Origin of the sequence: Pseudomonas sp. Leaf434 (assembly GCF_001425545.1) — a bacterium.
Taxonomy (GTDB): domain Bacteria; phylum Pseudomonadota; class Gammaproteobacteria; order Pseudomonadales; family Pseudomonadaceae; genus Aquipseudomonas; species Aquipseudomonas siliginis.
The window spans coordinates 2,134,673-2,148,399 of sequence record NZ_LMQZ01000001.1 but is presented as its reverse complement, the minus strand read 5'-3'; the positions used below and the strand labels follow the sequence as shown (position 1 = coordinate 2,148,399).

Genomic DNA, 13,727 nt, shown 5'->3' with positions numbered 1-13,727 from the left:
GGTTATCGGCGACTTGATCTTCCTCGAAACATCCGGCAACTTTCGCGCTTCTAAATAAAAGGAGCAGCCGATGTCCGGTTCAATCGCCCAGGCGTTCGCGCACAACTTCCTCGGGCAATCGCCACGCTGGTACAAGGCGACCATCGTCGGTTTTCTCATTCTCAACGCCGTGGTGCTGTTCACCGTCGGGCCGGTCGCCGCAGGCTGGTTGCTGGTGATCGAATTCATCTTCACCCTGGCCATGGCCCTCAAGTGTTATCCGTTGATGCCTGGCGGCCTGCTGTTGATTGAAGCGTTGCTGTTGAAGATGACCACGCCGCAAGCGCTTTACGATGAGTTGCTGCACAACTTTCCGGTGATCCTGCTGCTGATGTTCATGGTTGCCGGCATCTACTTCATGAAAGATCTGCTGCTGTTTCTCTTCTCGCGGCTCCTGTTGGGCGTGCGCTCGAAAGCGATTCTGGCGCTGATGTTCTGCTTCTTGTCAGCGTTCCTCTCTGCGTTTCTGGATGCGCTGACCGTGACGGCGGTGATCATCAGTGCGGCTGTGGGCTTTTACTCGGTGTATCACCGCGTCGCGTCGGGCAATGATCCACGCAAGGACAGCGAATTCGCTGACGATCAGCATTTACCGTCGCGACACCATGAGGACTTGAATCAATTCCGCGCATTCCTGCGCAGCCTGTTGATGCATGGCGCAGTGGGAACAGCGCTAGGCGGGGTTTGCACCTTGGTGGGTGAGCCACAGAACCTGTTGATCGGCCATGAGATGGGCTGGCATTTCGGCGAGTTTTTCCAGAAAGTTGCCCCGGTGTCGCTGCCGGTACTGGCGGCGGGTCTGGTCACTTGCGTGCTGCTGGAGAAGCTGCGCTGGTTCGGATACGGCACGCTGCTGCCAGACAACGTCCGCGCCGTGTTGGCCAACTACGCCGCCGAGGACAACGCCAAACGCACGCCTCGTCAGACGGCGGCGCTGCTGGTGCAAGGTGCGGCGGCACTGATTCTGATTGGTTGCCTGGCGTTTCACCTGGCTGAAGTTGGCCTGATAGGGTTGATGGTAATCGTGTTGATCACCGCGTTTACCGGGATCACCGACGAGCATCGTCTGGGCAGCGCGTTCAAGGACGCCATGCCGTTTACTGCACTGCTGGTGGTGTTTTTTGCCGTGGTGGCGGTCATTCACGATCAGCATCTGTTCGTCCCACTGATCGAGTGGGTCTTGGCGCTGCCGATGGATCAACAGCCGGGCATGTTGTTCATCGCCAACGGCTTGCTCTCGGCGATCAGCGACAACGTGTTTGTCGCGACCATTTACATCACTGAGGTGAAACAGGCTTTTCTGGCCGGGCACATGACTCGCGAGCACTTCGAGACATTGGCGATTGCGATCAACACCGGCACCAACCTGCCGAGCGTGGCGACCCCTAATGGTCAGGCAGCGTTTCTGTTCCTGCTGACCTCGGCGATTGCACCGCTGGTGCGATTGTCATACGGGCGCATGGTGTGGATGGCGGTGCCGTATACCGTGGTGATGGGACTGCTGGGCTGGTATGCGGTGAGCTATTGGCTCTAAGCAACACTGAATAAACCTGTGGGTTACCGGGGTTTGCACGCGCCGCGAAAACCTGTGGGAGCGAGCCTGCTCGCGAAGAGGTCGTGTCAGGCAACGAATCTGTTGAATGACACACCGCCTTCGCGAGCAGGCTCGCTCCCACATTGGTTTTGGTGTTGGGTCAGTGCGTGAGGATGTATTTCTCGATCGCCAGGACCACGCCGTCTTCAGTGTTTGGCGCTGTAACGACATCAGCCTGGTGCTTCACCGCCTCTTCCGCCTGGCCCATGGCAATCGACAAGCCAGCGCATTTGAACATCGCCGGGTCGTTGCCGCCGTCGCCGATGACAGCGGTTTGCTCCAGCGCCACACCGAGGTATTCGGCGATGGTCGTCAATGCCGTGCCTTTGTTGGCCTCAAGCGCCGTAACGTCGAGATACACCGGCTGCGAGCGCGACACTTGCGCCATGCCGTTGACCTTGGGCAACAACTGCGCCTCCAGCTCAATCAGCAACTCAGTGTTGTTGCTGGTAGCGACGATCTTGTCGATGCGCTCCAGATACGGTTCAAAACTCTCGACCACCACCGGCGGATAGCCGAGGCCACTCTGTTCACGTGGGACCATCGGCCCGTGCGGGTCCTTGAGCAGCCAGTCGCCACCGCTGAACACCCAGATTTCCACCTCCGGTTGATCGGCAAACAGTGCCAGTGCGATCAGCGCTGTGGTCGCCGGCAAATAATGCGCGGCCAGCAGCGTGCCGTCCGCTTTGACGATGGTGCCGCCATTGAACGCCGCTGTCGGCAGATCAACGCCTAGCGCCTCGATCTGCTGCAACATGGCTTTCGGCGGACGGCCGCTGGCGAGGCTGAACAGCACGCCGGCATCGCGCAGCGAGCGCACGGCTTCGATGGTGCGTTGGTTCAGCGTGTGATCCGGAAGCAACAGCGTGCCGTCCATGTCGCTGAGCAGAAAACGTATGGGTTGTTTCGGCAAATCACTCATCCCAGGCCATGCCAGACGCGACCATCGCGAGTCAGGAGATCTTCGGCTGCTTGCGGGCCATCTTCGCCGGCCGCATACGTCTCGACGCTCGCATCCTGCTGCCAGGCATCAAGGAAAGGCTGCACGGCTCGCCAACCGTTCTCGATGTTGTCGGCACGCTGGAACAGCGTCTGATCACCGGTCAGGCAGTCGTAGATCAAGGTTTCGTAGCCGGTGGAAGGCTGCATCTCGAAGAAGTCCTTGTAGGCAAAGCCCAACTCGATGTTCGCCATATTCAGCGCCGGCCCGGGCCGCTTGGCCAGCAAGTCGAACCACATGCCTTCGTTTGGCTGGATCTGGATGCGCAGATAAGTCGGCTGCAACTCGTCGACTTCGGTGTCGCGGAACTGTGCGTACGGCGCTGGTTTGAAGCAGATGACGATCTCGGTGTCGCGCACGCTCATGCGCTTGCCGGTGCGCAGATAGAACGGCACGCCGACCCAGCGCCAGTTATCGATCATCACCTTCAGCGCCACATAGGTTTCCGTGGTGCTGTCGGGCGACACGTTGGCTTCTTCGCGATAACCCTTTAATGGCTGGCCATCGCGCTCGCCGGCACTGTACTGGCCGCGCACCGAGTTGGCCCGGGCTTCTTCCGTCGACCAGGGACGAATCGCCCCGACCACTTTGGCCTTCTCGCCGCGCACCGCGTCAGCGCCGAAAGCAGCCGGCGGTTCCATCGCGACCATGGCCAACAATTGGAACAGGTGATTGGGCACCATGTCGCGCAGTGCGCCGGTGTGTTCGTAAAAGCTGCCACGGGTTTCCACACCGACGGTTTCCGCCGCGGTGATCTGCACGTGGTCGATGTAATGATTGTTCCAGAACGCTTCGAACAGGCTGTTGGAGAACCGGCTGACCAGAATGTTCTGCACGGTTTCCTTGCCCAGGTAATGGTCGATCCGGTAGATCTGCTTTTCGCTCATGACCTTGAGCAGGCACGCGTTCAAGGCTTCGGCGGTGTGCAGATCGGAGCCGAACGGCTTCTCGATCACCACTCTTTTGAACGCTTCGGGGGTTTCTTCCAGCAAACCGGCGCTGCCGAGGCGGCGCACCACTTCACTGAAAAAACGTGGCGCGGTGGCCAGGTAGAACACCGCATTGCCGGTGCCGCTGTCGGCGATTTTCGCCGCCAGGGCTGAATAAGTGCTGTCGTCGAGGAAATCGCCCTGGACGTAGCTGATGCCTTTGGCGAGCTTGGCCCACAAGACCGGATCAAGCATCTGATCGCCCTTGCCGACCTTCGCCGCCACTTCGGTACGGATGAAGTCTTCGAGCTTCTGCGCAAAGGCTTCATCGGTAATGGCGTTGTGATCAACGCCGACGATCCGCAGGTTTTCGTCGAGCAGACCGTCGCGACTGAGGTTGTACAGCGCCGGCATGAGCAGGCGCTTGACCAGGTCGCCGTGGGCACCGAACAGGAATAGCGTGGTCGGTGGTGCGGGTTCTGCCTTGGATTTTCTGCGGATCGTACGGGTCATTTTTTCGCGGTCTCCACGTGGCCGCCGAAGCCGAAGCGTTGTGCCGACAGGATCTTGTCACCAAAGGTGCCCTGCCCGCGCGAGCGGTAACGGGAGAACAGCGAGTTGGACAGCACCGGTACCGGCACCGCTTGCTCCATGGCCGCTTCGATGGTCCATTGGCCTTCGCCGCTGTCAGCCACGGAGCCGGAGAAGCCGTCGAGCTTCGGATCGCTGGCCAGCGCATCGGCAGTCAGGTCGAGCAACCACGACGAAACCACGCTGCCACGACGCCAGACTTCAGCGATATCGGCCACGTTCAGATCAAATCGCTGATCTTCCGGCAAACGTTCGCTGGATTTGGTCTTGAGAATATCGAAGCCCTCGGCGAACGCGGCCATCATGCCGTACTCGATGCCGTTGTGAATCATCTTCACGAAGTGCCCGGCGCCGGCGGGACCGGCGTGGATATAGCCATGCTCGGCGCGGTGGTCATCGGACTTGCGGTCCTTGGTGCGCGGAATGTCGCCCATGCCCGGCGCCAGTGCGGCGAACAGCGGATCGAGACGCTGCACGGTTTCGGCATCGCCACCGATCATCATGCAATAACCGCGTTCCAGGCCCCAGACGCCGCCGGAGGTGCCGACGTCGATGTAGTGCAGGCCCTTGTCGTTCAGCATTTTGGCCCGGCGAATGTCGTCCTTATAGTTGGTGTTGCCGCCGTCGATGATGGTATCGCCGGGTTCGAGCAGTTCGCTCAGGGTGTTGATGGTGTCTTCGGTCGGTGCGCCCGCCGGCAGCATGACCCAGACCGCGCGCGGCTTGTCGAGGCCGGCAACCAGTGCTGGCAAGTCGGCGACGCCGGTGGAGCCCTCGGCGACCAGGTTATCGATGAAAGCGGTATTGCGGTCGTAAACAACGGTGGTGTGCCCGTTGAGCATCAGACGTCGCGCAATATTGCCGCCCATGCGGCCCAGTCCAATAATCCCGAGTTGCATGTGCTGATGCTCCTTACTACAAATAAATGTGTGTCATTGGTTATAGCCCAACGCGACTGATGGAGGTTAGTCCAGAGCGTTGCGATGAAGTTTCCGGGCATTGTGCCCGATCCAGAGTGATAACGCCCCGAATCCTGCCGAAGACACACCGACCATGAAAAATAAAAAAGTTCCCTTCCAGGGCAAAAGAAATCAAAATTGGCGCCGATAGTAAGTCAAGCGCCTCAAAACGAGGAGTGACTTACAGTTGATGCACGCCATTTGCGAGGTGAGCAATGGGCACAGTACATACAGCAATGCCGCCACAAACCCTCTACGTTACGATCCGTCGCGATGAATTGCGCCAGTTGAAAGACGAGCGCGACCAGTTGAAGCACGAATTGGCGCAATTGCGCGCATTGACCCAGGGCTCGCAGCCGCAACCGCGTCCGGTTGTGCAGCGCGCACCCCACGCCTGATCCCCGCCTGCTTCGGGAACGGCCCTCGTCGTTCCCGACACGTTGCACCTCTGACCGCTTGATACACACCAACAGCGGCGCTTAACAAATCTTTCACAAGCCCTTGGGGATACTTCGCCCCATTCTGGCCGTGCCTGCGTGTACGGCCTCTGTTCGTCGGTGTCATGGAAGCGTTTCCGGCGTGGGTCTGATGATTGAGCTGGAGCGCTGAATGGCATTGTTCAAACGCAGCAAAACGACTGCGACCGGTTTCGACTGGGCCGGATTCATCTGGTTGTTCGTCTTCTTCTGGTACTTCTCGGGCATCACTCAACTGCTGATCCAGCTGACCGGCACGTCTGGTTTCACGGGATTTCGTCAGGCATTCGTGATGAGCGCGCTGTGGCTGGCGCCAATGTTGCTGTTTCCTAAACAGACCCGCGTGCTTGCGGCGATCATCGGTGTGGTGCTGTGGGCTTGCTCGATGGCCAGCCTGGGTTACTTCTTCATTTATCAGCAGGAATTCTCGCAGAGCGTCATCTTCATCATGTTCGAGTCGAACGTGTCGGAAGCGGGCGAGTACATGACGCAGTATTTCGCCTGGTGGATGATCCCGGCGTTCCTCGCCCATACCGCGTTCGCCTACTTTCTGTGGACGCGCCTGCGCCCGGTGTACATGCCCCGTGGTCGCGCACTGGTTGCAGCCACCGCAATCGTGATCGCCGTCGCCGGCTACCCGCTGATCAAACAAACCATGCGCATGGGCAATTTCGCCGAAGGCTTCGAGAAATTCGAAACCCGCATCGAGCCCGCCGTGCCGTGGCAGATGGCCGTGGCCTATCACCGCTATCTGGAAACGCTGGGGGACATGCAAGGCATGCTCGACAGCGCGAGCAAGATCCCGCCGCTGAAAAACCTCAAGGACGCCTCGGCCGGGCAACCGGCGACGCTGGTGCTGGTCATCGGTGAATCGACCAACCGCCAGCGCATGAGCCTCTACGGTTATCCGCGCAGCACCACGCCGGAACTGGACAAACTCAAGGATCAACTGGCGATCTTCGACAACGTCATCACCCCGCGCCCGTACACCATCGAAGCGCTGCAGCAAGTGCTGACCTTCGCCGACGAGCAGAACCCCGACCTGTACCTGTCGACGCCATCGCTGGTCAGCGTGATGAAACAGGCCGGTTACAAGACGTTCTGGATCACCAACCAGCAGACCATGACCAAGCGCAACACCATGCTCACGACCTTCTCCGAACAGGCCGACGAGCAGGTGTACCTGAACAACAACCGCAACCAGAACTCGGCGCAGTACGATGGCGACGTCATCGAGCCGTTCAACAAGGCGCTGGCCGATGCGGCGCCGCGCAAGCTGATCGTCGTGCATCTGCTCGGCACGCACATGAGCTACCAGTACCGATATCCGCCGACGTTCGACAAGTTCAAGGATCGCCAGGGCGTTCCGGCTGGCGTGCGTGACGATCAGGTACCGACCTACAACAGCTATGACAACGCCGTGCTGTACAACGACTTCGTGGTCTCGAGCCTGATCAAGGACTATGCCAAGACCGACCCGAATGGCTTCCTGCTGTACCTCTCCGACCACGGTGAAGATGTCTTCGACTCCGCCGGCCACGGCACGCTGGGGCGCAACGAAAACAAACCGACCGCGCCGATGTACACCATCCCGTTCATGGCCTGGGCCTCGCCGAAGTGGAAGGAAAACCACGACTGGAACTTCGCCGGCGACCTCAGCCGCCCGTACAGCAGCTCGCAACTCATTCACACCTGGGCGGATCTGGCCGGGTTGAGTTCCGATGAACTGGATCGCAGCAAAAGCCTGGTCAGCGACAGCTTTGTACCGCGCAAGCTGTTGATTGGCGACCCGTACCAGGCGCCGAGGCGAGCGTTGATTGACTTCAGTTTGATGAAGCCCAAACACCCTGATCCGGCGGAAGTCGCGCAGAAGTAAAACGACAAAGGGCCGAGAAGGCCCTTTTTTGTGCCCATCGGCCGCGGTGTTTCTGTAATACGCCGCAATATTTGCGCTGAACCAGCGTTAACCGATTGTTAATGGCCGCGACGCAGACTCTCTTTCGCGGTCTGCTTCACGGACGAACCGACTCCCACTTGTTCAGTAGGAGGCACCATGAAAACCACTACCTTCATTCTCACCACCCTGCTCGCCCTCGGCTCCACCAGCGCCTTCGCTGAAGGCGGTGCCGAACGCATGCGTTATTACTTCGACAATTTCCCGGTCCAGCACGCGCAAAGCGAGCAGAAGGCCGACGCCAGTGCGAAAGAAATTCGCGTCCCTGCTGACCAGACGGCGCAGGTGACCGAGTCCTATCGCGACTGAGCTTTACCGAGCAACCGATGGACCTTCCGTGGCTCCGCTCTGGCCCGGGAGATGACAGTTCAGGCGCCCTGATCGGGGCGCCTTTTTTTATGTTGGTGATTGGCGGTGAGGAGCCTTCAGGCCTGCAAATCCTTTATCCAGAACAGCATCCGCCCGTGATCTGGATTGAACATCCCCGGTGCAAAGCCGAATTTGCGATATGAACCCTGCGCCACCGCATTGCCTTCCAGCACTTCCAGGGTGATTTTGCAGCAGCCGCGCTGACGGGCGATCTCTTCTACCTTCTGCAGCATTTTCTGACTGAGCCCCAGGCCGCGAAATTTGCCGACCACGGCGACGTCGTGAACGTTGACCAGCGGTTTACAGGCGAAAGTCGAGAAGCCTTCAAAGCAGTTGACCAGCCCGGCCGGTTCGCCGCCGACGAAGGCCAGCACGCTGAAGGCATGCGGGCGGCGGGCGAGCTCTTCGGGCAGGCGTTGCAGCAGTTCGGGCGCGATCGGATGACCGCCGCCCATGGGATCTTCGGCGTAGTGGTTGAGCACGATGCCGATGGCTTCGGCGTGCACCGGGTTGCTGTAGCTGGCCTGAAGTACGAGTATTTCTGCGGAATCCATTTCCATCCCCGATAAGCAAAAAGCCCCGGCGCGCAAGGTGCTAGCTGAAAGGCCTGGGGGGGACCTTAGCTTGGGTGCGCCGGAGAGGGCAACTTGAAAAGCTGAAGATCAAAAGATCGCAGCCTCGTTGCACTCGTCAGCTCCTACGGTCCGATATGTGTAGGAGTTGACGAGTGCAACGAGGCTGCGATCTTTCGTGGTCAGTGGCCCCAGATGAGCTCTTCGGTCCAGCCCAGTTCGGCGAAGTCTTCGGCGCGCAATGCGCTTTCGCCGACACAGAAAAATTCATCCAGTTGCGGTGGCTTGACCGCCGTGCCGCTGAGCATGGCGTGCACCTGGCCACGATGATGGAGCTGGTGCTCGAACAGGTGCGAGAGCATGCGCAGGCGGCTGTCATGTTGCGGCATGTCACGGGCGATGGTGACGATTCTCGACAGGTCGGCATCGCGCAGTTGCTCGCAATAGGCGATCAGGCGGCGATCGACGCGGGCCTGCTCTGCACGCAGCGCCGCAGCCTCGGTAAACGGCTCGTCTGCATTGAAGAAAACATAGCAATCCGGGTGCGGCTCGTCACCGCGCAATTCCCGCTCCAGCGCGTCGACGTAGAACCAGTCGCAAGTGAGGATGTGGTTGAGCGTGAGGCGGATGCTGGGGAAGAAGCTCACCCGTGGCGCCGCCAGTTCAGTGGTGTCGAGCTGGCTCCAGGCCTTTGCCAGGCGGTGATTGGCCCAGGCATTCTGATAGGCCATGGTCAGCAAATGATGGGACAGCGGTTGACTCATGTCGGCGCCCTCTTCTTTCAGGCTTCAGCGAAGCGCTGCAATTGCATCTCCTGCAAACGGCTGAGGGTGCGGCGGAACGGGAATTCCAGGTAGCCCTCGGTGTATAGCGCGTCCATCGGTACGCTTGCCTCGACGTACAGCGGCACCTTGCGGTCGTAGCATTCGTCGACCAGCGCGATAAAGCGGCGAACGCCGTCGTCATGCACCGATAACTGCGGCAATTCCCGGTCACCGGCGACCACGCGTTCAGCGCCATCTTCGGTGCCCCGCGCAATGCGCCCTTCGCGTTTTTGTGCGCTGAGGTTCGGCACTTCGCTCAACAGAATAGCCCGGTAGCGATCACACAGGGCAATGAAGTCCATGGCGGCGAAAGGTTGTTCGCACAGATCGCTGTAGCGGCACCACAGCACCGATTCGCTGGCTTGCACGACGTTGAGCGTGCGATGGCCCACGGCGACTGGCTCATCGCTGACAGTCTCATCTACAGCCAGCGACTTGAAAATGGCACCCAGTGCGCTCGGTGAATCGGCTTCATTGACAAAATAGCGCTGCTCGATCGCTCCGGGATGCAAGCGATGATCCTCGGCGCCATTCACCGCCACCACTGTCATGTGTGCCTTGATCGCCGCAATCGCCGGCGTGAAACGGTCGCGATTGAAGCCGTCCGCGTACAGATCATCAGGCGGCAGGTTGGACGTGCAGACCACCACTACGCCTTCCTCGAACATCACCTGAAACAGCCGGCCGAGAATGATCGCGTCGCCGATGTCATTGACGAACAGTTCATCGAAGCACAGCACGCGCACTTCGCCGGCCAGCTCTTTGGCCAAGGCGCGCAACGGATCGGCGATGCCACTGAGTTGAAATGAACGCTGATGTACCCAGCCCATGAAGTGATGAAAGTGCTGACGCCGCGCCGGCACCCGCAGGCTCTGATAGAACTGATCCATCAGCCAGGTCTTGCCGCGCCCGACCGGCCCCCACAGGTACACGCCGCTGATCGAAGGGGCACCGGCGTGCAAGGCTTCATGGCATTTCTGCAAGGCCCAGACTGCGTGTTCCTGAGCTTCATCCTGGATGAAACCCTTGTGGTCGACCGCGTATTGCCAGGCACTGAGGGGAGAGTCGAAAGTCATGCGCGGGAGTATGCCACGGGCGATTGGCCATTGCTGATTAACGGGCGTGGACGATCATTGTGGGAGCGAGCCTGCTCGCGAAGGCGGCTCGTCAGTCACCGAGATGCAGACTGAGCCACCGCTTTCGCGAGCAGGCTCGCTCCCACATAGGCAGTAAAACCTGACCTTTCAGGCAGTTATTGCTCGTTGCCCTCGCCGCCCTCTTCCGGCATTCTGCGCACCCATTTTCTGACCCGGCCCCGCCTTGCGGCGCGCACATCACCATGACCGCCTCTGACAAAACCCCGCGCAACAACGACCTGATCTACGGTCTCAACGACCGTCCGCACCTGACCGCCACGGTGTTCGCCGCGTTGCAGCACGTGCTGGCGAGTTTCGTCGGCATCATTACCCCGACCCTGATCATGGGCGGCGCCCTCGGTCTGCACAGTGAAATCCCCTACCTGATCAGCATGGCGCTGTTCGTCTCCGGCCTTGGCACCTTTGTCCAGGCCAAGCGCTTCGGCCCGGTGGGGTCGGGTCTGCTGTGTCTGCAAGGCACCAGTTTTTCCTTTATCAGCGTGATTCTCAGCGCCGGATTCATGGTCAAGGCGCGCGGCGGTGGCACTGACGAAATCCTCTCGACGATCTTCGGCGTGTGCTTCTTCGCTGCGTTCATTGAAGTGGTGCTCAGCCAGTTCATCGGCAAACTGCGCATGCTGATCACGCCGGTGGTGACCGGCACGATCATCACGCTGATGGGCCTGTCGCTGATCAAAGTGGCGATGACCGACATCGCCGGCGGCTTCGGGGCGCCTGATCTCGGCGCGGCCAGCCATGTGTTTCTGGCGGCGCTGGTGATCGGCACCATCGTTGTGCTGAACCGAGTCGACGTGCCGTTTCTGCGGCTGGGCGCGATCGTCATCGGCCTGACGCTCGGCTACGTGGTGGCATGGCTGATGGGCACGGTGGATTTCGCTTCGATGCCCGAAGTGCCGCTGGTCAGCGTGCCGGTGCCGTTCAAGTACGGTTTCAACTTCGATTGGGTGGCGTTCGTGCCGGTGGCGGTGATTTTCCTCGTGTCGCCGCTGGAAGCGGCCGGTGACCTGACCGCCAACTCGATGATCTCGCGGCAACCGGTGAAAGGCCCGCTGTACATCCGCCGGATCAAATCCGGCCTGCTCGCCGATGGTCTCAACTCGGCCATGGCGGCAGTGTTCAACAGCATGCCGATGGTGACCTTCGCGCAGAACAACGGCGTGATCCAGTTGACCGGCGTGGCCAGCCGCTACGTGGCGTTTTTCATCGCCGGGCTGCTGGTGTTGCTCGGTTTGTTCCCGATGATCGGCGCGGTGCTGCAACTGATGCCGAAACCGGTGCTGGGCGGCGCTGAGCTGGTGATGTTCGGCACCGTCGCCGTGGCCGGAATCAAGATCCTCGCCGAAGCCGGCCTGCATCGACGCAACATGCTGATCGTGGCGATCTCGCTGGGCATGGGCCTGGGCATCGCGGCGGTGCCGGAAGTCCTGCGCGAACTGCCGCAAGCGCTGCGCAACATCTTCGAATCGCCAATCACTGTCGGTGCGTTGTGCGCTATCGTGCTGAACATCTTCCTGCCGGAAGAATTCATCGAGCTGGAAGAAGATGATTTCGACCCGGAAGCTTCGATTCTGCAGGTCATGGAAAACCCCGACGTCGCCGCCAAAGGTGAACCCGGCCAAGCGGCGGCTGTCGCACACTTGAACCGCTGACGTCACGCCTCGAAAAAAAGGGCTGCACCGGCGACGGTTCAGCCCTTTTTTTGTCGAGAGATTTTTATGCGCCGCGTCCACGCCGTCATCCTGTCGCTTGTGCTGTTGTCGCTCAGCGCCTGCGCGCTGTTTCCCAACCGCGATCCGGTGAACATCAACGTGGTCGGCCTCGAACCGTTACCCAGCCAGGAACTGGAAGTACGCTTCGCGATCAAGCTGCGCGTACAGAACCCCAATGAAACGGCGATCGATTACAACGGCATCGCGCTGGATCTGGAGGTCAATGGTCATTCGCTGGCTTCGGGTGTGAGCGATCAGAGCGGCTCGATCCCGCGTTTCTCTGAAGCCATTGTCACGGTGCCGGTCAGCGTCTCGGCGTTCTCGGTGCTGCGCCAGACATTGGGGCTGAGCCAGACGCAAAGCCTCGATAATCTGCCCTACGTGCTGCGCGGCAAACTGGCGGGCGGGTTGTTTGGCACGATGCGCTTTACCGACAGCGGCAAGTTGAGCCTGCCCAAGGCGAGCGCGGCGACCTGGTAAAAGTTTTCTGATCGGGCACCGATCCCTGTGGGAGCTGGCTTGCCAGCGATAGCGGTGCATCTGCCAAAAAGATGTCGACTGACATGGCCCCATCGCTGGCAAGCCAGCTCCCACAGGTTCAAAACAAGTATCAAGGTCAAGTGTTGAACCGCACCCCCGGCTTCGCACGCTCATCAACGGTCAACTCGAAGACATCCGGCCGCGCGTAGTGGCCGACCACATCGTAGTCGTACCGCGCACGGATCAGTTCATCGGTGTCGATCTGCGCCGTGAGCAAGCCCGCTTCGCCACGCAACGGCCCCGCCAGCACATCGCCCATCGGACCGACGATCACGCTGCCACCGGCGATCAACGGCCGATCACCCGGCCAATTGGCAATCTCCACACCCAAATCATCCGGCGAGGCCTGCACCTGACAGGCGCTGACCACGAAACAGCGGCCTTCGTGGGCGATGTGGCGCATGCTGACCTGCCACATCTCGCGCTCGTCCACGGTCGGCGCGCACCAGACCTCAACGCCCTTGGCATACATCGCCGTGCGCAGCAGCGGCATCATGTTTTCCCAGCAGACCACGGCGCCAAGCTTGCCGACCTGGGTGTCGAACACCGGCAGCGTCGAGCCGTCACCCTTGCCCCAGATCAGTCGCTCGGTGCCGGTGGGCATGAGCTTGCGGTGTTTGCCGAGCAGCCCGGCCTGCGGATCGAAATACAGCACCGTGCAATACAACGTGCTGCCAGCGCGCTCGATTACGCCGATCACCAGATTGGCCCCGGTGCGCGCTGACAATCCGGCCAGCGCTTCGGTTTCCGCGCCCGGTACATCAATGGCGTTGGCAAAATAACGCGCAAAGGCCTCACGCCCCTCGGGCAGTCGATAGCCCAATTGGGTGCCGAAGCCCTCGCCTTTCGGGTAACCACCGAGCAAGGCTTCCGGCATCACCACCAACGCGGCGCCGGATTCGCGGATTGCGTCTTCCCAAGCAAGGATCTGTTCAAGGGTTTCGCCTTTGCCGCCGGGCAATGCACCGATCTGCAACGCCGCCACTATGGATTTGGCCATCGTATTTACTCCAT

The 13,727-nt window shown here is 60.3% G+C and carries 13 protein-coding genes; 6 read left to right on the top strand and 7 right to left on the bottom strand.

Features of this window, described 5'->3' with window-relative positions:
- Positions 1-70 precede the first annotated feature (70 nt).
- Positions 71-1,573, top strand: a complete 1,503-nt coding sequence (gene nhaB, locus ASG55_RS09605; RefSeq protein WP_056785902.1) for a sodium/proton antiporter NhaB — start codon at positions 71-73, stop codon at positions 1,571-1,573.
- Between the two features lie 160 nt (positions 1,574-1,733).
- Here the strand turns inward: nhaB and ASG55_RS09600 are convergent, their stop codons facing one another.
- The 3 genes from ASG55_RS09600 to gnd are packed head-to-tail and all read right to left on the bottom strand — an operon-like array spanning position 1,734 to position 5,052.
- Entirely contained in the window at positions 1,734-2,555 is an 822-nt protein-coding gene (locus tag ASG55_RS09600) for a Cof-type HAD-IIB family hydrolase (RefSeq protein ID WP_056785899.1), read from the bottom strand.
- The gene (gene zwf / locus ASG55_RS09595) at positions 2,552-4,075 is read right to left on the bottom strand and encodes a glucose-6-phosphate dehydrogenase (RefSeq protein WP_056785896.1); all 1,524 of its coding nucleotides are present in this window, start codon (positions 4,073-4,075) and stop codon (positions 2,552-2,554) included. The genes ASG55_RS09600 and zwf overlap by 4 nt, the downstream gene beginning before the upstream one ends.
- Complete coding sequence (gnd, locus tag ASG55_RS09590) at positions 4,072-5,052, bottom strand: phosphogluconate dehydrogenase (NAD(+)-dependent, decarboxylating) (protein ID WP_056785893.1); 981 nt, start codon at positions 5,050-5,052, stop codon at positions 4,072-4,074. The genes zwf and gnd overlap by 4 nt, the downstream gene beginning before the upstream one ends.
- 275 nt (positions 5,053-5,327) lie before the next feature.
- Here gnd and ASG55_RS09585 point away from each other — a divergent pair, with 275 nt between their 5' ends.
- The 3 genes from ASG55_RS09585 to ASG55_RS09575 all read left to right on the top strand — a co-directional run bounded on the left by ASG55_RS09585 (position 5,328) and on the right by ASG55_RS09575 (position 7,851).
- Positions 5,328-5,510, top strand: a complete 183-nt coding sequence (locus ASG55_RS09585) for a DUF6026 family protein (RefSeq protein WP_016774671.1) — start codon at positions 5,328-5,330, stop codon at positions 5,508-5,510.
- 211 nt (positions 5,511-5,721) lie between these two features.
- Entirely contained in the window at positions 5,722-7,464 is a 1,743-nt protein-coding gene (locus tag ASG55_RS09580) for a phosphoethanolamine transferase CptA (RefSeq protein WP_056785889.1), read from the top strand.
- A 177-nt stretch (positions 7,465-7,641) separates the two neighbouring features.
- Complete coding sequence (locus tag ASG55_RS09575) at positions 7,642-7,851, top strand: hypothetical protein (protein WP_056785887.1); 210 nt, start codon at positions 7,642-7,644, stop codon at positions 7,849-7,851.
- Positions 7,852-7,967: 116 nt separating this feature from the next.
- Here ASG55_RS09575 and ASG55_RS09570 read toward each other — a convergent pair whose 3' ends face one another.
- The 3 genes from ASG55_RS09570 to zapE form a co-directional block, all read right to left on the bottom strand.
- Positions 7,968-8,465: a GNAT family N-acetyltransferase gene (locus tag ASG55_RS09570; RefSeq protein WP_024012903.1), complete on the bottom strand. Its 498-nt coding sequence runs from the start codon at positions 8,463-8,465 to the stop codon at positions 7,968-7,970.
- A 200-nt stretch (positions 8,466-8,665) separates the two neighbouring features.
- Positions 8,666-9,247 (bottom strand): DinB family protein, encoded by a 582-nt coding sequence (locus tag ASG55_RS09565; RefSeq protein ID WP_056785884.1) that lies wholly within the window; start codon positions 9,245-9,247, stop codon positions 8,666-8,668.
- 17 nt (positions 9,248-9,264) lie between these two features.
- The gene (gene zapE / locus ASG55_RS09560; RefSeq protein WP_056785881.1) at positions 9,265-10,383 is read right to left on the bottom strand and encodes a cell division protein ZapE; all 1,119 of its coding nucleotides are present in this window, start codon (positions 10,381-10,383) and stop codon (positions 9,265-9,267) included.
- Positions 10,384-10,646: 263 nt separating this feature from the next.
- Between zapE and ASG55_RS09555 the strand changes: the two genes are divergently transcribed.
- Positions 10,647-12,113: a nucleobase:cation symporter-2 family protein gene (locus ASG55_RS09555; RefSeq protein ID WP_056785878.1), complete on the top strand. Its 1,467-nt coding sequence runs from the start codon at positions 10,647-10,649 to the stop codon at positions 12,111-12,113.
- A 66-nt stretch (positions 12,114-12,179) separates the two neighbouring features.
- Positions 12,180-12,653, top strand: coding sequence for an LEA type 2 family protein (locus ASG55_RS09550; RefSeq protein WP_056785875.1), 474 nt, complete (start codon positions 12,180-12,182; stop codon positions 12,651-12,653).
- Positions 12,654-12,789: 136 nt separating this feature from the next.
- Here ASG55_RS09550 and ASG55_RS09545 read toward each other — a convergent pair whose 3' ends face one another.
- A complete protein-coding gene (locus ASG55_RS09545; protein WP_056785872.1) occupies positions 12,790-13,713 on the bottom strand; it encodes a carbon-nitrogen hydrolase family protein in 924 nt (307 codons plus the stop codon).
- Positions 13,714-13,727: the final 14 nt, after the last annotated feature.